A 19020-nucleotide genomic window follows, 5' to 3' on the forward strand; every position below is an offset into this window, starting at 1 on the left:
CCCGCGCTCACCCGAACCGGTCCAACCCCGACTGCCTGCGGGCCTTCCCCTCGGGGTCGGCGACCCACGGCGTCCGACCGTCTCGCGCAGACTCACGGTCCACGTCGGGCGGGTCCGCCGGGTCGTGACCGGGGCAGTCCGGCCCGCAGGTCGCGGGGTTGACGACCCGACCCTTCCACGCACAGTAGGGCAGACCGGCGCTGTCCTCGCGTTCGACCGCTTCGACTTCGGCGCAGGCCGGGAACTCGTCGGGCCGCCACCCCTTGCCGTAAGCCCGTTCGGCCACTTTCCTGCGCCGTCGGGCCTTCTCGTCGGCCGAGACGAGCGCCACGTCGGTCTGCACGAGGTGTTCGGCAAGAATCTCGGTTCCGTCCTCGTCGGCGGGCAGGGGGTCGGCCTCGCGGACAACCTCTCGCTCGCCAGACTCGGGGTGGAACCGCCAGACGCCGACCGATTCGGGGATTCGGTTGAGATGCGCGCCGGTGACGTAGCTCTCGGTGGCCAGCACAACCTCGTCGGCCAGCGCGAGCGCGGCGTCCTTCCGAAGTTGGAGTTCGAGGTCACCGGGGTCGCCCAAGTCGGGTTTGTTCTCGATGGCGACGATTCGCCCGAACCAGTCGTCGGGGTATCGGGCAGTCTGTCTGACGCCAAACCCAGTTGCACGCTCGAAGAAGCCGATTTCGACCGCGCGCTCGGCCACCTTTCGAGAATATTTCGGCGAAGCGTCGATGGCCGCCACGGGGTTGCAACTCTCTCCGACGGAAACCTCGCTCTCGATGGCGGCGTCCGGAATCGTCTCGGGCGTCAGCGAGGCTCTGGCGTCCATCTCCGGGCCGGGTTCGACGCACACCACGTCGAGGACGCGGTTGGCCGGCTTTCGGACGCCGCCGCCGAGTTGGCGGGCGACGACGGCCTCGTGGTTGGCTTCGAGGTGGGCACACAGCGCCAACTCGAAGGGGTACTCGCGCACGACGACTCCTCCGGACGCGGGGAAGAAAAAGTTCGCGCTCGATGGGAAGCGATACCCTTCCACACGAGGAGTCGGCTTACGGTCGGCGTTCCAGAACCGGGAGACGTGACAGCAGACGAATCAGTGCGACTGGCCGACCGGACGTGGACCGAGATAACTGACGAACTCGCCGAGCGAATCGAGGCCGAGCGCGAGGTGGTTTGAGGAGATTCGACTGCGGATTCCGATTCGTCAGACTGCCTCTGCGCGGGACTGAATGGAGTCGAACAGCGGTTCGACCATCGCTTCGGCCAGCGGTGACAGTTCGTAGATTCGGCCGCCGTCGTCGGCCCGGCGCTTACCGACCAGTCCGGCGTCCTCCAACCTGTTCAGGTGGTGGTAGAGGTCGTTTTGCTTCCTGTCGAGAAGGTCGGCTAATTCCCCGCTGTGGAGTCCGTCTTCGGCGTTCAACAGATAGAGGACGGTGAATCGGGTCTCCTCGCCGACTGCTTTCAGTCGCTCGACCTCCCGGTCGAAGTTGAGGGTGTCGTTCAGGAGTTCCGACTCGACCCGGCGTCTGGCCGTAGACCGGTCTTCTGATGCAGGCATATTGATAGCCGAATCTATATATAATTTTACTTATTGCTTGTTAAGACACTTTTCTTATCAGACTGGGCGAAACTGCCAATTCAGAACGGAAGCGGGTCATCGTCGGAACTGTCCTTCAATTCTTCAGCAACGTCTGTACTTCTTTCCTCAATCTCTATATTGTCCCCTCCATCACCGAGACTGCCCTCCAACCCGCGCAGTTTCTCGTTGATTTCGGTACTCTGGTGGTGCATCGGCGAGACTGCCACGCGCACGAGGACGTACTCGTGACGGTCACTCAGGCCGTTCCACGCCCGGAAGGCACCGACCGTGAGACTGTCGCTCTGGGGGCAGAACTCGGTGGTCGGCGTGAACTCCGCGAGGAGGACCCCTTTCCCGTCCCCCGATTCTCCCGAGGCCGGGGCGTCGTCGGGCGCAACGGCGTATCGCCACCCGGCGTCGGGGTGCCGGGAGTCGAGGTTGAGGCGCGCGAGGTTGTAGCCGAAGGTGGCGTCGTAGACCCCGCGCTCCTCGAAGATGTCGCGCGTGCGCTGGTGGAAGTCGGCGTGGTCGTCGCCGGTCAGCACGTCGGCCTCGGCCAGAAAGGGGCCGGGGTCGGGCAGGTGGTCCGGGCGGAACTCGTCGTAGTCGTCGAACGTCTCGTCGTCGGCGTCGTCGGTGCTGAAGGGGCGCGGGAATCCGGGCATGTCCGTGAGTACGCTCCCGCGCCCGGAGTGGGTAGCCCCGAACACGTTCGGACGCCATTTTCATCGACTGGGAATCAGGGCTACCCCCATTTATGTAGCCCCCAAAGCTGGGAGTGAAGATGACCCGAGATACTCTCGACCGACGTTCGATGTTGAAGACGATGGCTGTGGGAGCGACGACGATGGCAATCGCTGGCTGTTCCAGCGGCGGCGGCGACGGAAGCGGTTCCGGCGACGACGGCGGGTCCAGCGACGACGGCGGAAGCGGTGACGATGGCGGGAGCAGTGGCGACGGAAGCAACTCGATGAGCTTCGACGGGTGGTTCGACAACACCTCCAACTACGACAGCGTGACGGACAAGACCGGAAAATCGGAAGTGACCGTAAAGGTGGGCACGGAGGGCAACAACGGCGCGTTCGCGTTCTCGCCCCCTGCGGTCAAAGTCTCGAAGGGCACCAAGGTCGTCTGGGAGTGGACCGGCAAGGGCGGGTCGCACAACGTCGCCAGCGAGAGCGGCGACTTCGAGTCCGAGATGGTCGGCGACGAAGGCCACACCTTCTCCCAGACGTTCGACAGCGCGGGAACCTACAAGTACGCCTGCACGCCCCACAAGGCGATGGGCATGAAGGGCGCAATCGTCGTGGAGTAACCCCGCCATGACGAACCCCGCGAATCGCTCGGGCAGGTCGCCCGCGGATGACTCGGACGGTCCCCCGCCGTCCGGAAAGCCGAGTCGCTCGGGCGGTCCGCCCCGCCGGGTGGACACCGACGAGCGGCCATTCGTCCTCATCTGGGAGTTGACCCAAGCCTGCGACCTGACCTGCGAACACTGCCGGGCCGACGCCCAACCAAATCGCCACCCCGACGAACTCACGACCGAGGAGGCCAAGCGACTCCTCGACCAAACGCGCGAGTTCGGCGAGGACCAACTCGTGGTTTTCTCGGGCGGCGACCCCCTGAAGCGCGACGACGCGGTGGACCTCGTGGAGTACGGCACCGACATCGGCCTGAGCGTCACGATGACCCCCAGTGGGACCTCCTCGCTGTCGCCCGACGCGGTGGCGGACCTCGCCGACGCGGGCCTGCGCCGGATGGCGGTCAGCATCGACGGCGCGAACGCCGAGCGCCACGACGCTTTCCGGGGCGAGGCCGGCAGTTTCGAGGACACGGTGTCGGCCGCCCAGTCCGCGACCAACGAGGGACTGCCCTTGCAGGTCAACACCACGGTCTGTCGCCAGACCATCGCGGACCTGCCCGACATCGCCGAGTTGGTGGCCGACCTCGGCGCGGTCCTCTGGAGCGTCTTCTTCCTCGTCCCGGTCGGTCGGGGCGCGGCCCTCGACCCCATCTCGCCGGACCGCGCCGAGCGCGTGATGGAGTGGCTGGTCGAGGAGAGCGACGACTGGCCGTTCGGTCTCAAGACGACCGAAGCGCCCCACTACCGCCGGGTCGCGGTCCAGCAGACCGACGCCTCCCCGGACCGCCAGATGGGCATCACCGCGGGCGACGGCTTCGCCTTCGTGAGCCACACCGGCGAGGTCTACCCCTCGGGGTTCCTGCCCGAGTCGGCGGGCAACGTCCGCAATCGACCCATCACCGACATCTACCGGCACTCAGACCTGTTCGAGTCGCTCCGGGACAAGGACGCCCTCCGCGGCAAGTGCGGGGCCTGCCCCTACCGGAACGTCTGTGGCGGAAGCAGGTCCAGAGCCTACGCCACGACCGGGAATCCCCTCGAAAGCGACCCCCTCTGCTCGTTCGTCCCCGAGGACTACGACGGCCCGCTCCCGTGGGACGACGCCGACCCGGCGGGGTCCAGCAAAAATCCCGCCACGAACGCACCGTAGCCGTGAGACACAGGTTCCCACAGACATGCCTCCGACGAACGCAGAATCAGCGGACGGCGACGACCGCTCGGCGGCGAGACCGGACGCCGACCCCAACGACCGCGGCCCCGACGACTGCGGGACCTCTCCCGCGGTCGCAGTCGAGGGGCGAGACCGAATCGTCGTCTCGGCCTCTCAAATAGATGGTTTCCCACGCGCGACCCAGACCTGCACGGTCGAGTGCGCGTCGGGCGTGCGCGCGACCGACGAGTGGACTGGCGTTCCCATCGACGCGCTCGCCGCCGCGACCGATTTCCCCGGCGAGACGACACACCTCCGGGTCGAAGCCGACGACTTCACAGCCGAGGTCCCGATTCGGTCGGCGCTCGACGGGATTCTGGCGTTCGAGCGCCGAGCGGGCCGCGACGGCGACGAGGAGGGCCTGCCCAGACTCATCGCCGAGGACGTGGCGGGCGAGCGACTGGTCAAGCGCGTCGAGCGAATCGCCGCGGTCGCGCTCGACGCCGGGGAAGAACCGCGAGTTGGCTGAGTACCTGTCGTCCATCCCATCCCTGCCGAGTATCTGTCATCCACCCCACTTTTTTCGGACGCCGAGACCCAGAGTATCGTACCGAGGAGCGCCCGACGCTACCGCGGCGCGACGAGTTCTCCGAGACCGATAGCAGAGTTCGGGTCGAGCATCGCTTCGGCCCGCTCGCGGTCCGCGGACGTGTCCACGTCGAAGACGCTCCGGGCGGGGTTCCCGGCGACCTCCTCGGCCGAGACCGGTCGGGTGGCGAGACGGTCGAGGAGGGCCGAGAGCCGACTTTCCCCGGCGTCGATGAGACTCTCACAGGCCGATTCCGCCGGGGCGGTCCGATAGACTGCCTGCGTGGGGTGCGGGCGACCGCCGGTCCGGAGCGCGACTGCTTGGGCGGTTTCGTCCTCGACGAGTCGCCCGGCGAGGTCCGCGACCAGCCGCGGGTCCAGAAACGGCGCGTCACACGCCGCGAGCGCGCAGGCCTCGGTCTCGACCTCGGCGAGCGCGGTCCGGAAGCCGAACAGTGGCCCGCGGTCCGGAACCGGGTCCTCGGCGAACCCGACCGAGGCCGAGACGGCGGCGGACTCCGGGGCGAGCGCGCGCTCGAATCGACGGCGCTGGTCGGCCCGGCAGTTGACCACCACTCTGTCGGCGACCTCGGCGAGTCGGGCGACGACCCGCCCGAGGAGGGGTCGGCCACCGAGGTCGGCCAGCGCCTTGTCCTCGTCGCCGAATCGCCGGGAGTACCCGCCCGCGAGGACCACGCCGGTTAGCTCGTCGGTGCGTCGCTCCTCGGTCTCGAAATCCCGCGTCATGGCTCTAGGGGGCGATTTTCGGGCCTCGGCGGTAGGAGTTGGGCCGAACACGTTCGGCACAGTCGATTCGGCGGACCGGGACCAACCGACTGGCGTGAGCCAAGTCGCTACGCTGGACACAAGCAGGAAGGAGAAAGCCGACTCGGACACGAAATCCGACCCCAGCGCCGAGGAGGTCGCCGACCGAATCAGGGACCGGGCCGAGGAGGTTCGCCGCCGGGAACTCGAAACCGCGCTCGGGCGACTCCGGGAGAGTGGCGAGGTGACGCCCGCCGAGCGCCGGATTCTGGCCGTCCTCTCGGTCCGACTTGCCGACGCGCTGGTCGAGGAGTGGGCGACGAGCGTGGCCGACGAGAGCGAGGTGGACCCCGAAACCGCGCTCGCGCTCGTCTCCGAGTGACGAGAGAAGCGGTGAGTCGGCTTCCCGAGCGCCGAACACGTTCGGGGTGAGAGGTTCCGCGGTGGGGTCCGGAGTATCGACCATGAGCGTCGGCATCGTCGGTGGCGGGATTACGGGATTGGCGATACACCACTACCTCCGGGAGTCGGGCGTCGAGAGCGTCGTCTTCGAGGCCGACGACGAACCCGGCGGGGTCATCCGGAGCGAGGAGGTCGAGAGGCGGGTCCTCGATTTCGGCCCTCAGCGAACTCGGCTCACGCCGAGCATCCGGGCGCTGGTCGAATCGCTGGGACTGGCGGGCGAGATGCGCGAGGCCGCCGACCCGCCGCTGTACGTCTACCGCGACGGGAAACTCCGCCGAGTGCCACAGACCCCGCAAGAGGCCGTGACGACCGACCTGCTGTCGTGGCGCGGGAAGGCGCGGGCCTTGCTCGAACCCCTGACCGACCCCGCGAAGGAGGGCGAGACGGTCGAGGAGTTCCTGACCCGGAAGTTCGGCCGAGAGGTCGCGCGCTACTACTTCGGCCCGCTCTACGCCGGGATTTACGGCTCGCACCCCGGCGAGATGCCGATGGCCCACTCGCTGTCGAAGGCCCTCGACGGGGCCGGAATCGAGGGGAGCGTGCTGGCCTCGGTGGTCCGGAAGGTGCTGGCGGGCCGGGAGGCCCCGCCAATCGTCTCGTTCGACGCGGGGCTACAGCGGTTGCCCGCGGCGCTCGCTGAGGCCCACAGCGAGAGCGTCCGTCTCGGGACGCCGGTTCGGGCGATTCGACGCGACGGCGACGGGTTCACCGTCGAAACCGACGCCGGCGAGACTCGCGTGGACGAACTCGTCGTGACCACCCCGGCGGACGTAACCGCCGACCTGCTCTCGGGCGTCGCGTCCGCGGAGACCACGACTGCACTCCGGGACCTGAACTACAACCCGCAGGCGGTGGTCCACCTCCACGCTGAGGCGGACCTGACCGGCGCGGGGTATCAGGTCCAGTACGACGAGGACTTCCGAACGCTCGGCGTGACGTGGAACGCGAGTCTCCTCGGCAGGAACGGCGTCTACACCTGCTACCTCGGCGGGTCCAAGAACCCCGAGGCGGTCGAGTGGAGCGACGAAGAATTAGCGTCGGTTGCTGTCTCGGAGTTCGAGGAGGTCACGGGCGCGTCGGCCCGCCCGCTGTCGGTCCACCACCTCCGGCGCGGGATGCCCGCCTACGACCGGAGTTGGTCTGCGCTGGACCGGGTTTCGACCCCTGAGGGGGTTCGACTCTGTACGAACTACACGGCGCGGGCCGGGATTCCGGGCCGGATTCGGGAGGCGAGGACGGTTGCCGAGGAGTTGAGGGAGCGAGGGTCAGCGCCAATAGAGGAAGTGGTTCCAGAATCGGGATAAAATGCAGTAGCGTTCGATTATATTCGGTTTATCCGAAAGTTTAAGGAGTGTGGGTGGGGTAGACGGAAACGTCGGTACGCGACGAGTAGACTCCGACCACGGCCGACGAAGGAGGCGCTATCGGTTCCGAAGTTCGGTCGAAAAATCGTGAAAGGTTGGTTGGATGTCTATCCAGCGTACACCATCGCAAACCCGGCCATCACCGCGGCCCACCCTAACTGCATGCCACTGCCAATCAGGGTGAAGCCGCCGAGGATGAATGTGGCCGGGATTTCGTTTCCTTTGCGTTTCATTTCTTCGGGCAGTACTGTTGTTGCACGCGACGGTGCCCAGCGTCGCGCGCACTAGAAATATCCTGTCAGCCTTTCAAATAAGAGTTTCTTTAACTATTCAATTTTGTCTCGATAGCTATTGAACAGAGTCGAAAGCTAACCAAATCGACAGCCAGTATCAAAAGTCAGCGAGTCAAATTTTTTCGTTCTGTTTTTCGGACGCCAAGAAATTCAGAAGCACCCGATAAACATCTACGGACGTGTTTTAGCCATAAAAACGAGTCTTTCATCAACTCCCTACGTACTCTTTGACGATTTTCTCCTCCACCCGATGCAGGGTCTCGCTCGCGGTCGATTTCGCCACACCGGCCTCGTCGGCCAACTCGGTCAGCGAACACTCGCGCGGGGTGTCGTAGTACCCTTCATCGACCGCCGTGTTCAGCAACTCCTGCTGGCGCTGGGTCAGCAGACTCTCGGAGTTGACCATCTCGCGGACGTACTCTACGTCGAAGTCCATCCCGAAGGCTTCGAGTTGGGCGGTGAACGCCGAAAGGCGGTCCCGAGAGGCCGTCAGTTCGACCTCGGCCGTGGCGTCCTCGATGACGAAGGGGAGTTCGAGCGGCAGACCCGACTCCTGCACCGAGAACAACAGCAGGGGCGCGGTAGTCTCGAACTCGACCAGCGCGGACTCCTCGGACGCCTGCTGGAGGTCGAGGCGCACGATGTCCTCACGGTCGTCCATGTCGGCGACGACCGAGGGCAGGTCCGAGGAGGTAATCTCCAGCAGACCCACCCCGGTCTCGTCGGCGGGGAAAGCCGCCAGCACGCGGAACTCGGCGTCCGGATGGGCCGACGAGACCTGTGCAATCCACACGTCGTCGGGGAGCGTGATGTGTAGTTTGGCTGTCGGCATCTCTGTGTAAACCGACGAACGCCACGGACGGATAAGTCTTCCCGAACATGTTCGGTATCATTCCCGACCTGTCGGAGGACGGAACCGAACAGGTTCGGGATAATCGCCGTGGGGACGCCTAACGAACGTCTACCCATGCGGACCGATACCCAACAAACCGATGTCGCCGAGCGAGCGGTCGAGCGCACCGACGCCCCGGCGGACCGACCGCGGGAGGTCTTGGACGTTCGGGAGTTGGGGCCGCCCAAGCCACTGACCGAGACGCTGGAGACGCTGGCGGACGAGTCGGACGACGCTGTTGTCGTGCAGGTCAACGACCGGGCACCACAGCATCTTTATCCGAAACTCGAAGACAGGGGCTACGAGTTCGAGACTGTCGAGGACGGCGAGGCGGTCCTCACGACGATTTGGACCGGCGAGAAAAGAGACGAGTAGCGCGAACCGAATCGGTTCATCGCATCGAGTCGAGCGCGACGTAGGAGTCCTCTTCGGCGGTAATCCACTCGGTTACGAGGTCCTCGTCGTCGGCGTCTGCGGGGTAGAGCGTACACTCGTCGGCATCGTCGTCGCGCTCGACCACGACGGCGGTGAGCGGACTCGGCCGGTCGGCGGGGGCCGGGTCGGCGAGAGGGTCGTCGGTTTGCGGCACGGTATCGTCGTCGTTGGCGGGAGTCGTATTCGTCATAGCTGGAATAGCGGGGGCCGGGGGTCGAATCAGTCGTCGTTCGCTTCGATTGCGGCGTCGAGGGCTGACGGCTCCTCGTCGAAGTTCTCGGCGATGTTGACGGTCAACACCGGGACCGACGAGAGCGTCACGACCTTCTGGGAGACGCTTCCGAGCATGTTCCGGGTCGGGTCGGCACCGTGAGTGCCCATGACCACGAGGTCGGCGTCCCGGTCGTCGGCGGCCGAGAGAATCTCGTCGGCCGGGTTGCCCTGCCGAATCTCGGTGGTCACGTCAACGTCCTCGAACTGGGCCGCGGTTTCGTCGGTCGCACGCTCGCCCTCCTCGTGGAGTTCGTCGGTGACCTCGGGGACGCGCTCGTCGTCGAGGGTCAAGAAGGCGCGGTCGTCCACGACGTAGAGGACGTGAACGTCGGCGTTGCGCCGTTCGGCGACGTCGCGGGCGTGTTCGACCACAGTCTCCATGGCTTCGCTCCCGTCCGTGGGGAGCAGGACCGTCTCGTACATTACATTTCGTGCTTCGCACTGAGGGGCTATATAAACGTACAGTCGTTCCCACTCGATGAAAACGTTCGCCGTCACGTCGTGCGAATCCGACGCGAGTCGGAATTCCCGTCGCTTTTCTAATCTAAGAAAATTAACCATTCCCACCCTCTGAGAAAAGAATACATCAATATGCCCCTCCGGCGCTAAAAGTTAGACATGACAGTCGTGGTTCCGTTCGACGGCTCCGAACTCTCGGAGGCCGCGCTGGTTCGGGCGACTGCGCTCGGAGACGCCTTCGGCGAGCGCGTTCTGGCGCTCACCATCGTCCCGGACGGGGACCTCCAGTACGCCCGCGAGCGAAACTGGGTCGGTCCCGACGAGGAGTTCGACGTCCAGACTATCGTCGGCCGACTCCACGAGCGAGTCGCCGAGGTCGCACCCGAGGCCGACTTTCAGCACGAGACGGTCGGTCGGTACGCCTCGGCGGGCACCATCGCCGGTCAGTTGCGCGAGACGGCGAAGGACGCCGGGGCCTCGCTGGTCGCCATCGGGAGCGACAACGCCGGGCACATGGTCACGTCGATACACAGCGTCGGGAGTACGGTCGCGTCCGACGAGGCCTTCGACGTCCTCATCGTTCGTCGCCCGATTCCGACCGAGGACCGCCCGGAAGAAACCGCCGGGTGGTGAAGTAATTCGGGCGGGAGGGAACTCCAGTCCTCGATTTTCAGGGTCTGGGAATCGGTGGCCCGTTATACCCTGTTGGTCGTCCAACTTTCTCCCGTAGGAGTGATTCGCTATGGCCACCGACACGTCCAACTTCCGAACCGAAGCGAACGTCTTCGAAAGCGACCTCGCGGGCATCACGGTCCGCGGTAAGGCCCACGACCTGAGCGCGTGGTTCGTCGTCGCGTTACGCCTCATGATGGGCTACGCCTTCCTCCACGCCGGGTGGACCAAGATTACGGCCGCCGAACCCTTCGACGCCGGCGGCTACCTGACCAACGTCACCGCGGCCAGTCCGCTGTCGGGCCTGTTCCACTGGATGGGCCAGACCGGGTGGTTCGTGGAGTTCGTCAACCTCGCGGTCCCGTGGGGCGAACTCCTCATCGGGATGGCCCTGCTCGTGGGCGTCGTGACCCGCCTCGCGGCGTTCTTCGGCGCGTTCATGATGTTGCTGTTCTACTTCGGCAACTGGGAGGTCCAGCACGGACTGGTCAACGGCGACCTCGCGTACATGCTGGTGTTCCTCGCCGTCGCGGCGTTCGGCGCGGGCCGACTGGTCGGTCTCGACGCCATCATCGAGAAGTACGAGACCGGCGGCGAGAAACTGGTCGAACGCTACCCGAAACTTCGGTACCTCCTCGGATGAGGCGCGGGACCCGCCCGTCCTCGTTCGGCCAGTCGTCGTATCTGAGCAATGTATAGGGGCGGAAAAGAAACGAAATTCTACGTGAGAGAAATAAGTATATTCGTCAGTCGGCGTACAGCGAGTAGAGGATGATGGCGAATCCGACCGCGGTCAGTGCGCTCTCGACGACCAACGCCGAGGTGGCGGCGGTGTCGAGCAGGCGGTCCACGACGCCGGCCAACAGCGACCCGAGCGTGACCGTGCCGAACCCGAGTGCGAGCGCCCTGAGCGCCGGCGCGCCGGTCCGGCGGTAGGCTTTGAACGCGAAGTAGGTGATGAGACCGCCCAGCACGAGCGTTATCGTCTTGAGCGCGACGACGGTTGAGGTGACGTGAACCATCTCAAGTCTCCTTGCGGACCTCGGCCCAGAGGCCCGCGAGTTGTTCTTCGGCAGACTGCGTGGGCCGGGAAATCGACACCTCGAACTGGCGATGGTCGTCCAAGAACACCGTGACCTCCTCGAACGCCAGCGCGTACTCCGAGGTGTGGTGGCCGTCGGTCCGAATGGCGGTCTGTTCGGTCAGAATCGAGGCGTCGGTGAGACGCTCCAGTTTGCGATACGTAGTCGAAGTGGGGATGTCACATTCGGTCGAGATTTCGCTGGCAGTCATGGGTTCGTCGAGTTGGCGGACGATTCGCCGGCAATCGGAATCGTTCAGCGCGTCGAGGACCGACTGGAGTTCCGCAGGGTCCTCGGTTCCGAGCGGGTCGCGGACCATCTACTTGGTGTGGCCGTGTGACCAATATAAGCAATTCGACTTCTAATCCGACTGGAACAGACGGAACAGTCCGCAACGAACCACCCGAAGGTTATGCCTCGGGGCCGAAGGAGGAACCGAACGATTCGGTCATGTCCGAACCACCGACCGTCCTCATCGTAGACGACAATCGAGCACTGGCCGACGGGTTCGCGAGTGTCCTCTCCGAGCGATACGAGACCCTGACCGCCTACACCGCCGAGGAGGCCCGCGAGTCGCTCCACGAGGGAATCGACGCGGTGCTGTTGGACCGCCGCCTCCCCGACGCGCCCGGCGAGGAACTCCTCGGCGAGATACGGGACGCCGAGTTCGACTGCCGGGTCGCAGTCATTTCTGCAACCCCGCCCTCGGGCAGTCTCGACTGCGACACCTACGTCACCAAACCCCTCTCGGGCGTCGAGGCGGTGCGCGAGACCGTGGCGAACCTCCTCGGCGAGAACGCCTCCTGTTGAGCGCGATTCGACGCGAATCCTTTTGGTCCTCCTCGGAGTACGTAGCCCCATGCGATTTGTTATCGTTGGTGCAGGCCGGGTCGGCCTGCGCACCGCCCGCATCTTACACGAGGAGGGCCACGAGGTCACGGTGGTCGAAGACGACGCCGGCAAGGCCGAACACGCCCGTAGCGAGGGGTTCATGGTCATCGAAGGCGACGGCGCGAGCGAGGAGATTCTGACCCAGACCGACCTCGGCGCGACCGACGCCGTCGCCGGGTTGACCGGCGACCTGAACGTCAACTTCGCGGCGTGCATGATAGGCAAGCACTACGACTGTCGGACGGTCCTGCGAATCGACGAGGACTACCGGGCGGACATCTACCACAAGTTCGCCGATGACGTGGACGAAGTGGTCTACCCCGAGCGACTGGGCGCGGCCGGAGCGAAGACGGCCCTACTTGGGGGCAACTTCAACGTCATCGCCGACCTGACCGAGGAGCTACAGTTGACGACCGTAATCGTGCCCGACGAGTCGCCGGTTGTCGGCCAGCAGGTCAGCACGGTCCAACTCCCGGACGACGCCAGAATCTACGCTCACGGGAGAAAACGCGAGCGAATGACGATTCCCCTGCCGAACGCGACGGTAGAAGGCGGCGACCAGTTGGCCGTCATCGCCGACCGGGGTGCCCTCTCGGAGGTCCGGAAGCGATTACAAGGCTAATCGATTCCCCAATCCATAGATTTTTTATCGGGACGCACTCCCGTGGTACACGAACGTCGGGAGCATCGTCTTGTTTCTCGTCATAGCGAAGTTCAGTGGTTTGTGGGGCCAACTAGACCGCTGGTATCGCGTAACAGAACCCCAGAGCCGATTTCGTAGTTGGGTGAGCGCGTGGCGAGACCGGCTGAGTTGTCGGGACGGTATGGAGGAAAGTGCCGAAACCGAGAACCGAGGGGACCAAGCCGAGGAGACGAAAACTGAGGGGGACGAATCAGGGTCCGGAACGCAGAACGACGAGAGCGACCGTGAAAAGCCGAGCTTTGAGGGCCAGACCGTCTTCAAAGGTGACTTCGACGAGGACGACGGCGAGTGAAACAGCTAACGGACGATAGCCAAACTAATCGAATCACGGCAGTACGCTACTGTTTTTGAACAGATTCTGGTTGAGTCGAGAGAGCTAGGAAGGACCTCGACAAACGACGATTTGGTACAAGCTCCCGAAAAATGAACGCGGAGGGCAGTGGGTAGCGCGGGGTCTTGGAAGGCACCCGAGACGAGAACTTTCGTGGGAGGGTTGGTGACACTGTGGCGGGAGGCCAGCCCGCCGCCAGAGCCTCCGGCGTCGTCGGGGTGCCGACCGGGAGACTGCTGCACGCTTCGCGCCCGAGCCGTCGGGCGCATTTCTTTCATGGGCGGATTCGGACTTTGTTATGTGGCGTCTGACCCGCCGGTAGGACGGGCCTCGTCGGAGGAGCGAGTCGGTCAGCCACCACCTGTGCCGGACGTAAGCGGTGGTTACCCTCCTCTAATCGAGATTCGCGGACACAGTTGGGGTTTCGAATCGGCGTCGGGTCCGAAGGGGGAATGGGGAGAGGGTGTGGGGAGGTGTGGTGGTGTGCCGGGCGCGCGGTGTGGGAGGATGGGGGAAGAGAGGCCGTCAATGCGCGCCCAATCGGGGGTGGGGAGGGCATTAACTTAAAACTACGTCAGACGCTCGGCGGGAAATCACGGGCCGAAAACCCCTCCTCGGTCGAATCGAGGAGGCGGTTCCGAGAGACGCGCCGCAACGGGATACCCTCGGGGTTGCCGAGTCGCCTACCTTCAAGGTCGCCCGTATCGACTGCGCAAGCATGAACGGAACAGGCGTGCCGCTACTCACGCCCTTCGACGAGGACGGCGGCCTCGACGCCGAGGGCCTTCGAGAGATGGTCGAGTGGGTCGAGGAGGGCGGCGTGGACTTCATCGTCCCGTGCGGGTCGAACAGCGAGGCCGAACTGATGAGCGTCGAGGAGCGCGCTCGCGTGGTCGAAATCGTCGCTGAGACGGCCGAGGTCCCGGTCGTCGCGGGCACCGGCCACCCCGGACTCAGCGAGACGCTCCGCCAGACCGAACTCGCAGAGGAGGCGGGGGCTGACGGCGCGCTGGTCGTGACCCCGTTCTACTACGGCCACGACGACGAGGCGCTGGAGGACTACTTCCGCGAAGTCGCCGACGAGAGCGACCTGCCGGTCTACCTCTACAGCGTCCCGGCCTACACCGACGTGAAACTGAACCCCGAGGTCGTCGGCAGACTCGCAGAACACGACAACATCGCGGGGATGAAAGACTCCAGCGGCGACATCGAGACCTTCCAGCGCGAGCGCAGACTGACCGCCGAGGAGGACTTCGACCTACTGGTCGGGAGCGGGAGCGTCTACGCTCACGCACTTGCTTCGGGCGGCGACGGCGGCATCCTCGGGTTGGCGAACGTCGCGCCGGGCCGCGCCAGCGAGATTTTCGACCTGCACCGGATGGGCAAGGACGGCGAGGCCCGCCAACTCAACGCCGAACTGGTCGAACTCAACCGCGCGGTCACGTCGAAGTACGGCGTGCCGGGCGCGAAGGCCGCGATGCGCTATCGGGGCGTCTCGGCGGGATACGCCCGGAAACCGCACCGCGAGGTCGGCGACGAGGTTCGAGAGGAAATCGAAGCGTTGGTTGGACAGATGAAGCCGTAGAAAAGAAATAAATATTTTACCTTAGCAATTGTTTTCCTATATTATCCACAAGTAGAGGATTCTTTGAAGCGCACGGAATCGGCGAGAAGGAACCCCGTCGTTTCGTCCTACGTCTCCCGAGGACTCGCCCGCGTCGCCGTCGCCTTGAACGAGGCCACCACGTCGCTGTCCTCGCGCAGGTCCAGTTTCTCGACGCTCGACATCGTGACCAGCGCCCCGAGGAGCGCGTCGGCGTCCACGTCCACCAGCACCCGAGCGACCTGCTCGCCCGAATCGATGGCAGAGATGGTGCCCGCGAACCGGTTTCGGGCGCTGGTGGCCTCCTCGGCCGGGGCATCGGCGGGCGCGTGGAGCGTCACGGCGTCGGCCCGGACCGCGACCTGCACCGCGTCGGTGTCGGCCTCCGGGGCCAGCGCCCGGACCTGCCCGGCAGATGTCTCGACGGTGGCGAGTTCCCCCTCCCGCGAGACGACCCTGCCCGAGAGGACCGATTCCTCGACCTCTGCGGTGCCGGTGAACTCGGTCCGGAGGCGCTCGAACCGGGCCAGCACGTCGCGGGCCTCGTCGGTGAGTTCCGACCCGCCGCCGCCAGAACCACCGCGCTGGCGGGCCACGAGCGGTCCCAGCGCGTCTTCGAGCGCCGTGAGTCGCTGGTGAGCGCGGGAGTACGACCGGCCGAGCGCCTCTGCGGCCCGATTGAGCGACCCCTCCCTATCGACCGCCCGGAGGAGGTCGGCGTCGTCGGCGTCGAACTCCACCCCGTCGGCCCGGAGGTGGGCCTCGAATCCGGCGTCCATACCCCGGCAGACGGGACAGGTGAGCAAAACCGTTATGTCTCGGCCGATTGAACGGACGGTTATGTCTGAGAGGGAACAACGCTCGCGGAGAGGGATTTTGAAGGCGACTGGCGCGCTCGGAGTCGCCGGACTCACCGGTCTCGCTGGCTGTACCGGTGGTAACACGACCGACCAATCGACGACGACCGAAAGCGACGAGACCACGACAGCGAGCGGGACGACGGAGCAGGCCGAAGACGCGACCGGGACGCCGACAGCCGACTCGGCGACTATCTTCCACGCGGGAAGCCTCGCGCCGCCGTTCAGCGCGGCCGAACCCGAGTTCGAGGAGAAGTACGGCGTCGACGTGAGCCGAGAGGCCAAGGGGTCGGTCGGTTCGACCAAGAAAATCACGGTGCAGGGCCGGAGCGCCGACGTGCTGGGAGTCTCTGACTTCCGGCTTATCCGGGACATGATAGTGCCCGACTACGGCAGTTGGTACGCCGTCTTCGCCACCAACGCGATGTCGCTCCAGTACCGCGAGGACTCGCCCGGTGCCGACGAAATCGGCCCCGACAACTGGTGGGAGATTCTGAGCCGAGACGACGTGACCATCGGCCACAGCGACCCCGCGGTGGACCCCGGCGGCTACCGGGCCGTGATGGCGATGCAGTTGGGCAAGGAGACGTTCGAGGGCGAACGCCTCTACGACGAGCAGACCTTCCAGAAGATTCGGGACAACATGACCATCCCGACCGGCACCGAGACCAAACTCGAAGGCCAACTCAAGTCGGGTAAACTCGACTACGCGCTCTACTATCGGTCTATCTCCTCGCAGTCGGGACTCCCCTACGTGGACCTCCAACCCCACGTAGACCTCTCGAAACTCGACCAGACGCACGCCGAACACTACGCCAAGGCGAAAGTCGAGGCCGGCGGCACCGAGTACGTCGGCGCTCCCATCGCCTACGGCATGACGGTCCCGAGCGTGGCCGAGGCCCCCGAACTCGGTGCCCGGTGGGTCGAGTACATGATTACCGAACCCGGCCAGCAGATTCTGCAAGACAAGGGCCTCATCCCCAAGAAGCCCGCCGTGGTGACGAAGGACGGCGACGTGCCCGAGCGAGTCGCCAAGCACGCAGAGGCAAAGACTTCAGTTGGTCCGCTCGAACTCTGACATCGTGAGTACCGACACCGAGACCAGCAGAGAAAGCGAGCCGACGTCCCCCAAGCGAGCGACCGGTTCGCCCGGCGAGCGTCTCGACGGCCGAATCGGCATCGGAACCGCGGTCCTCGCCGTGGTCTCGGTTCAACTCGTCGCGTTCGCCGTGGCGTTCGCGGTCGGCTACCCCGGAGCCTACGCCGGGTTCGCGGTCGTCTCTGCTGGAGCGATTGCCGCGTGGCGGAATCGAGGAGCCTTCGGGATTCTCTCGGCCGCGCTCGGCACGGTCCTGCTGGTCGCGCTCGGCCTGCCCCTGTTGATGCTGGTCGCCCGCCAGCGCCTCGGCATGGTGGTCGAGATGGCCGCCGACCCCGCGGTCCAGCAGGCGCTCTACCTGTCGGTGTACGCGCCGCTCCTCGCGGCCCTCGCCAGCGTGGCGCTCGGGGTCCCGCTGGCGCTGGTCCTCGCTCGGGGCTTCCCCGGTCAGGAACTGGTCGAGAGCCTCGTTGACCTGCCCCTCGTGGTGCCACACAGCGTCGCCGGCCTCGCAATCCTGTTCGGGTTCGGCAAGGGCGGCGCGTTCGGCGGCGTGCAGTTCACCATCCCGGTCATCGACTTCACGTTCAAGTTCACGGTCCTCCAGACCATGCTCGGGATGGTGCTGGCGATGACGTTCGTCTCGGCCCCCTTCGCGGTCAACTCTGCACGCGAGGCCTTCGAGTCGGTCCCGACCCGCGTGGAGTGGGCGGCCCGGACCCTCGGCGCGAACCGGTGGGAGACGTTCAAGCGAGTGACCGGCCCCCTCGCGTGGCGCGGCGTCCTGACCGGAGGAGTACTGGCGTGGGCGAGAGCGGTCTCGGAGTTCGGCGCGGTCGCCATCGTGGCCTACAGCGTCGAGTTCTTCTACCTGCCCGAGGGCGAGAGCCTGTCGGCCCAACACGCCCCGGTATTCATCTACAACACCTACCTCTCGGCGGGTCTCGAGGAGTCCGGCGCGGTCGCCACCCTCCTGCTGGCGCTCTCGGCAGTCATCTTCCTGCTGGTTCGGACCGCGGCGTACGACGACGGAGGGTGGCCATGAATAGGCCACCTAAACGGAGGGTGGCCATGAATAGGCCACCTAAACGGGGGTGGCCATGACCCTCGACGTGAACGTCTCCGCGACGTTCACCGCCGAGGGCGCAGACCGGTTCGAGGTCACGGCCGACCTCTCGGTCGCCGACGGCGAAACGCTGGTCGTCCTCGGACCCAGCGGGTCGGGCAAGAGCCTCCTGCTCGAAACCGTCGCGGGGTTCCACGACCACGAGGGCCGAGTGGCGCTGTCGGGCCGGGACCTGACCGACGAACCGCCCGAGGACCGCGGCCTCGGGTTCGTCTTCCAAGATTACGCGCTGTTCCCCCACAAGACGGTCCGGGAGAACGTCGCCTTCGGCGGGAAGTACCACGACATCCGCAATCCCGACGACCTGTTGGCGGAGTTCGGCGTCGCGGACCTCGCAACTCGCTACCCGCCGACGCTCTCGGGAGGAGAGTCCCAGCGCGTGGCATTGGCCCGCGCACTGGCGGTCCGGCCCGACGCCTTCCTGCTGGACGAACCGCTCTCGGCGCTCGACGTGCCGACCCGCCAGACGCTCCGGGAGGTCCTCGCGGACGTGCTGGCCGACGAGACGGCGATGTACGTCACCCACAACCGGACCACGGCGCGGGCCATCGCCGACCGCGTGGCGGTGATTCGAGACGGGAAACTGGTCCAAGTCGGCACGCCAGAGGAGCTATTCGAACGGCCCGATTCACCCTTCGTTGCCCGGTTCACCGGCGCGAACTGCCTCGAACTCGCCGACAGCGCGCTGGCGACCCCGGAGGGGCGACTCGCCTTCGACGCCGAGGACGCCACCCACCTCGCCGTCAGGCCCGAACACGTCGAACTGGACCCCGAGACGCCCGACTTCTCGGCGTCGGTCGAGCGCGTGCTTCGGGAGGACGGCCGGTGTCTCCTCGCACTCGACGTTGCGGGCCAGCGACTCGACGCCTACGCGCCGTCGCCGCCGGAGGGCAGTCAGTCCGGCGAGAGCGTCGAGATTCCGGTCGCGCTCCCTCGGAATCGCGTGACACTGCTTTCGGATACCTAATCGTTTCTTTCAGAATCAAATAGACACTCATAAGACAGAGATATATTTTCGGGACGACCGGTT

At 65.5% G+C, this 19020-nt stretch carries 26 protein-coding genes; 15 read left to right on the top strand and 11 right to left on the bottom strand.

What is annotated here, in order from left to right; genetic code table 11:
* Positions 1-7: 7 nt before the first annotated feature.
* The 3 genes from P2T57_RS11305 to P2T57_RS11315 all read right to left on the bottom strand — a co-directional run bounded on the left by P2T57_RS11305 (position 8) and on the right by P2T57_RS11315 (position 2244).
* The gene (locus P2T57_RS11305) at positions 8-970 is read right to left on the bottom strand and encodes a DUF5787 family protein (protein WP_276299314.1); all 963 of its coding nucleotides are present in this window, start codon (positions 968-970) and stop codon (positions 8-10) included.
* 231 nt (positions 971-1201) lie between these two features.
* Positions 1202-1558, bottom strand: a complete 357-nt coding sequence (locus P2T57_RS11310) for an ArsR/SmtB family transcription factor (RefSeq protein ID WP_276299315.1) — start codon at positions 1556-1558, stop codon at positions 1202-1204.
* 80 nt (positions 1559-1638) lie between these two features.
* Positions 1639-2244, bottom strand: a complete 606-nt coding sequence (locus P2T57_RS11315; protein WP_276302102.1) for a DUF7998 family protein — start codon at positions 2242-2244, stop codon at positions 1639-1641.
* Positions 2245-2363: 119 nt separating this feature from the next.
* Between P2T57_RS11315 and P2T57_RS11320 the strand changes: the two genes are divergently transcribed.
* Genes P2T57_RS11320 through P2T57_RS11330 form a run of 3 tightly spaced genes read left to right on the top strand, consistent with a single transcriptional unit; the run spans position 2364 to position 4621 of the window.
* The gene (locus P2T57_RS11320; protein ID WP_276299316.1) at positions 2364-2894 is read left to right on the top strand and encodes a halocyanin domain-containing protein; all 531 of its coding nucleotides are present in this window, start codon (positions 2364-2366) and stop codon (positions 2892-2894) included.
* A 7-nt stretch (positions 2895-2901) separates the two neighbouring features.
* Entirely contained in the window at positions 2902-4092 is a 1191-nt protein-coding gene (locus P2T57_RS11325; RefSeq protein WP_276299317.1) for a radical SAM protein, read from the top strand.
* A gap of 25 nt (positions 4093-4117) precedes the next feature.
* Entirely contained in the window at positions 4118-4621 is a 504-nt protein-coding gene (locus P2T57_RS11330) for a molybdopterin-dependent oxidoreductase (RefSeq protein ID WP_276299318.1), read from the top strand.
* Between the two features lie 98 nt (positions 4622-4719).
* Here P2T57_RS11330 and mobA read toward each other — a convergent pair whose 3' ends face one another.
* Positions 4720-5427, bottom strand: coding sequence for a molybdenum cofactor guanylyltransferase (mobA, locus tag P2T57_RS11335; RefSeq protein WP_276299319.1), 708 nt, complete (start codon positions 5425-5427; stop codon positions 4720-4722).
* On the opposite strand from mobA, the gene P2T57_RS11340 reads away from it, so the two are divergent.
* Together P2T57_RS11340 and hemG are read left to right on the top strand one after the other, a co-directional pair.
* Positions 5426-5827, top strand: a complete 402-nt coding sequence (locus tag P2T57_RS11340; protein WP_276299320.1) for a hypothetical protein — start codon at positions 5426-5428, stop codon at positions 5825-5827. The genes mobA and P2T57_RS11340 overlap by 2 nt on opposite strands.
* Before the next feature lie 82 nt (positions 5828-5909).
* Positions 5910-7214 carry a protoporphyrinogen oxidase gene (hemG, locus tag P2T57_RS11345; protein WP_276299321.1) on the top strand — a complete coding sequence of 435 codons (1305 nt, stop codon included), beginning with the start codon at positions 5910-5912 and terminating at the stop codon, positions 7212-7214.
* 167 nt (positions 7215-7381) lie between these two features.
* On the opposite strand, the gene P2T57_RS11350 is transcribed toward hemG, so the two are convergent.
* A complete protein-coding gene (locus tag P2T57_RS11350) occupies positions 7382-7507 on the bottom strand; it encodes a hypothetical protein (protein ID WP_276299322.1) in 126 nt (41 codons plus the stop codon).
* 268 nt (positions 7508-7775) lie between these two features.
* Positions 7776-8399 carry a helix-turn-helix domain-containing protein gene (locus P2T57_RS11355; RefSeq protein WP_276299323.1) on the bottom strand — a complete coding sequence of 208 codons (624 nt, stop codon included), beginning with the start codon at positions 8397-8399 and terminating at the stop codon, positions 7776-7778.
* A gap of 135 nt (positions 8400-8534) precedes the next feature.
* On the opposite strand from P2T57_RS11355, the gene P2T57_RS11360 reads away from it, so the two are divergent.
* Complete coding sequence (locus P2T57_RS11360) at positions 8535-8834, top strand: DUF2249 domain-containing protein (protein ID WP_276299324.1); 300 nt, start codon at positions 8535-8537, stop codon at positions 8832-8834.
* Positions 8835-8850: 16 nt separating this feature from the next.
* Here the strand turns inward: P2T57_RS11360 and P2T57_RS11365 are convergent, their stop codons facing one another.
* On the bottom strand, positions 8851-9084 hold the full coding sequence (locus tag P2T57_RS11365; RefSeq protein WP_276299325.1) for a DUF7511 domain-containing protein: 234 nt from the start codon (positions 9082-9084) through the stop codon (positions 8851-8853).
* A gap of 29 nt (positions 9085-9113) precedes the next feature.
* Positions 9114-9590: a universal stress protein gene (locus P2T57_RS11370; RefSeq protein ID WP_276299326.1), complete on the bottom strand. Its 477-nt coding sequence runs from the start codon at positions 9588-9590 to the stop codon at positions 9114-9116.
* Positions 9591-9785: 195 nt separating this feature from the next.
* Here P2T57_RS11370 and P2T57_RS11375 point away from each other — a divergent pair, with 195 nt between their 5' ends.
* Together P2T57_RS11375 and P2T57_RS11380 are read left to right on the top strand one after the other, a co-directional pair.
* On the top strand, positions 9786-10259 hold the full coding sequence (locus P2T57_RS11375) for a universal stress protein (RefSeq protein WP_276299327.1): 474 nt from the start codon (positions 9786-9788) through the stop codon (positions 10257-10259).
* A 109-nt stretch (positions 10260-10368) separates the two neighbouring features.
* Positions 10369-10941, top strand: a complete 573-nt coding sequence (locus P2T57_RS11380; protein ID WP_276299328.1) for a DoxX family protein — start codon at positions 10369-10371, stop codon at positions 10939-10941.
* 103 nt (positions 10942-11044) lie between these two features.
* On the opposite strand, the gene P2T57_RS11385 is transcribed toward P2T57_RS11380, so the two are convergent.
* Positions 11045-11320, bottom strand: coding sequence for a DUF7521 family protein (locus tag P2T57_RS11385; protein ID WP_276299329.1), 276 nt, complete (start codon positions 11318-11320; stop codon positions 11045-11047).
* A gap of 1 nt (position 11321) precedes the next feature.
* Positions 11322-11699, bottom strand: coding sequence for a winged helix-turn-helix domain-containing protein (locus tag P2T57_RS11390; RefSeq protein WP_276299330.1), 378 nt, complete (start codon positions 11697-11699; stop codon positions 11322-11324).
* Between the two features lie 131 nt (positions 11700-11830).
* On the opposite strand from P2T57_RS11390, the gene P2T57_RS11395 reads away from it, so the two are divergent.
* The 4 genes from P2T57_RS11395 (at position 11831) to P2T57_RS11410 (ending at position 14890) form a co-directional block, all read left to right on the top strand.
* Entirely contained in the window at positions 11831-12190 is a 360-nt protein-coding gene (locus P2T57_RS11395) for a response regulator (RefSeq protein ID WP_276299331.1), read from the top strand.
* A gap of 49 nt (positions 12191-12239) precedes the next feature.
* Entirely contained in the window at positions 12240-12893 is a 654-nt protein-coding gene (locus tag P2T57_RS11400; protein WP_276299332.1) for a potassium channel family protein, read from the top strand.
* Positions 12894-13095: 202 nt separating this feature from the next.
* Entirely contained in the window at positions 13096-13266 is a 171-nt protein-coding gene (locus P2T57_RS11405; RefSeq protein ID WP_276299333.1) for a hypothetical protein, read from the top strand.
* 757 nt (positions 13267-14023) lie between these two features.
* Entirely contained in the window at positions 14024-14890 is an 867-nt protein-coding gene (locus P2T57_RS11410; RefSeq protein ID WP_276299334.1) for a dihydrodipicolinate synthase family protein, read from the top strand.
* A 107-nt stretch (positions 14891-14997) separates the two neighbouring features.
* Here the strand turns inward: P2T57_RS11410 and P2T57_RS11415 are convergent, their stop codons facing one another.
* Positions 14998-15687 (bottom strand): TOBE domain-containing protein, encoded by a 690-nt coding sequence (locus P2T57_RS11415; RefSeq protein ID WP_276299335.1) that lies wholly within the window; start codon positions 15685-15687, stop codon positions 14998-15000.
* A 61-nt stretch (positions 15688-15748) separates the two neighbouring features.
* Here P2T57_RS11415 and P2T57_RS11420 point away from each other — a divergent pair, with 61 nt between their 5' ends.
* The 3 genes from P2T57_RS11420 to P2T57_RS11430 are packed head-to-tail and all read left to right on the top strand — an operon-like array spanning position 15749 to position 18957.
* Entirely contained in the window at positions 15749-16843 is a 1095-nt protein-coding gene (locus tag P2T57_RS11420; RefSeq protein WP_276299336.1) for a substrate-binding domain-containing protein, read from the top strand.
* A gap of 4 nt (positions 16844-16847) precedes the next feature.
* Entirely contained in the window at positions 16848-17909 is a 1062-nt protein-coding gene (locus tag P2T57_RS11425; RefSeq protein ID WP_276299337.1) for an ABC transporter permease, read from the top strand.
* A 55-nt stretch (positions 17910-17964) separates the two neighbouring features.
* Positions 17965-18957, top strand: coding sequence for an ABC transporter ATP-binding protein (locus P2T57_RS11430; protein WP_276299338.1), 993 nt, complete (start codon positions 17965-17967; stop codon positions 18955-18957).
* The last annotated feature ends 63 nt before the right edge of the window (positions 18958-19020 follow it).

The organism is Halorussus lipolyticus, assembly GCF_029338375.1.
Classification (GTDB): domain Archaea; phylum Halobacteriota; class Halobacteria; order Halobacteriales; family Haladaptataceae; genus Halorussus; species Halorussus lipolyticus.

What these genes read in the sequence shown, in the direction of transcription:
- P2T57_RS11310 (WP_276299315.1), bottom strand. Translation starts at nt 1,558, where the DNA reads ATGCCTGCATCAGAAGACCGGTCTACGGCCAGACGCCGGGTCGAGTCG.
- P2T57_RS11315 (WP_276302102.1), bottom strand. Translation starts at nt 2,244, where the DNA reads ATGCCCGGATTCCCGCGCCCCTTCAGCACCGACGACGCCGACGACGAG.
- P2T57_RS11320 (WP_276299316.1), top strand. Translation starts at nt 2,364, where the DNA reads ATGACCCGAGATACTCTCGACCGACGTTCGATGTTGAAGACGATGGCT.
- P2T57_RS11325 (WP_276299317.1), top strand. Translation starts at nt 2,902, where the DNA reads ATGACGAACCCCGCGAATCGCTCGGGCAGGTCGCCCGCGGATGACTCG.
- P2T57_RS11330 (WP_276299318.1), top strand. Translation starts at nt 4,118, where the DNA reads ATGCCTCCGACGAACGCAGAATCAGCGGACGGCGACGACCGCTCGGCG.
- P2T57_RS11340 (WP_276299320.1), top strand. Translation starts at nt 5,426, where the DNA reads ATGGCTCTAGGGGGCGATTTTCGGGCCTCGGCGGTAGGAGTTGGGCCG.
- mobA (WP_276299319.1), bottom strand. Translation starts at nt 5,427, where the DNA reads ATGACGCGGGATTTCGAGACCGAGGAGCGACGCACCGACGAGCTAACC.
- hemG (WP_276299321.1), top strand. Translation starts at nt 5,910, where the DNA reads ATGAGCGTCGGCATCGTCGGTGGCGGGATTACGGGATTGGCGATACAC.
- P2T57_RS11350 (WP_276299322.1), bottom strand. Translation starts at nt 7,507, where the DNA reads ATGAAACGCAAAGGAAACGAAATCCCGGCCACATTCATCCTCGGCGGC.
- P2T57_RS11355 (WP_276299323.1), bottom strand. Translation starts at nt 8,399, where the DNA reads ATGCCGACAGCCAAACTACACATCACGCTCCCCGACGACGTGTGGATT.
- P2T57_RS11360 (WP_276299324.1), top strand. Translation starts at nt 8,535, where the DNA reads ATGCGGACCGATACCCAACAAACCGATGTCGCCGAGCGAGCGGTCGAG.
- P2T57_RS11365 (WP_276299325.1), bottom strand. Translation starts at nt 9,084, where the DNA reads ATGACGAATACGACTCCCGCCAACGACGACGATACCGTGCCGCAAACC.
- P2T57_RS11370 (WP_276299326.1), bottom strand. Translation starts at nt 9,590, where the DNA reads ATGTACGAGACGGTCCTGCTCCCCACGGACGGGAGCGAAGCCATGGAG.
- P2T57_RS11375 (WP_276299327.1), top strand. Translation starts at nt 9,786, where the DNA reads ATGACAGTCGTGGTTCCGTTCGACGGCTCCGAACTCTCGGAGGCCGCG.
- P2T57_RS11380 (WP_276299328.1), top strand. Translation starts at nt 10,369, where the DNA reads ATGGCCACCGACACGTCCAACTTCCGAACCGAAGCGAACGTCTTCGAA.
- P2T57_RS11385 (WP_276299329.1), bottom strand. Translation starts at nt 11,320, where the DNA reads ATGGTTCACGTCACCTCAACCGTCGTCGCGCTCAAGACGATAACGCTC.
- P2T57_RS11390 (WP_276299330.1), bottom strand. Translation starts at nt 11,699, where the DNA reads ATGGTCCGCGACCCGCTCGGAACCGAGGACCCTGCGGAACTCCAGTCG.
- P2T57_RS11395 (WP_276299331.1), top strand. Translation starts at nt 11,831, where the DNA reads ATGTCCGAACCACCGACCGTCCTCATCGTAGACGACAATCGAGCACTG.
- P2T57_RS11400 (WP_276299332.1), top strand. Translation starts at nt 12,240, where the DNA reads ATGCGATTTGTTATCGTTGGTGCAGGCCGGGTCGGCCTGCGCACCGCC.
- P2T57_RS11405 (WP_276299333.1), top strand. Translation starts at nt 13,096, where the DNA reads ATGGAGGAAAGTGCCGAAACCGAGAACCGAGGGGACCAAGCCGAGGAG.
- P2T57_RS11410 (WP_276299334.1), top strand. Translation starts at nt 14,024, where the DNA reads ATGAACGGAACAGGCGTGCCGCTACTCACGCCCTTCGACGAGGACGGC.
- P2T57_RS11415 (WP_276299335.1), bottom strand. Translation starts at nt 15,687, where the DNA reads ATGGACGCCGGATTCGAGGCCCACCTCCGGGCCGACGGGGTGGAGTTC.
- P2T57_RS11420 (WP_276299336.1), top strand. Translation starts at nt 15,749, where the DNA reads ATGTCTGAGAGGGAACAACGCTCGCGGAGAGGGATTTTGAAGGCGACT.
- P2T57_RS11430 (WP_276299338.1), top strand. Translation starts at nt 17,965, where the DNA reads ATGACCCTCGACGTGAACGTCTCCGCGACGTTCACCGCCGAGGGCGCA.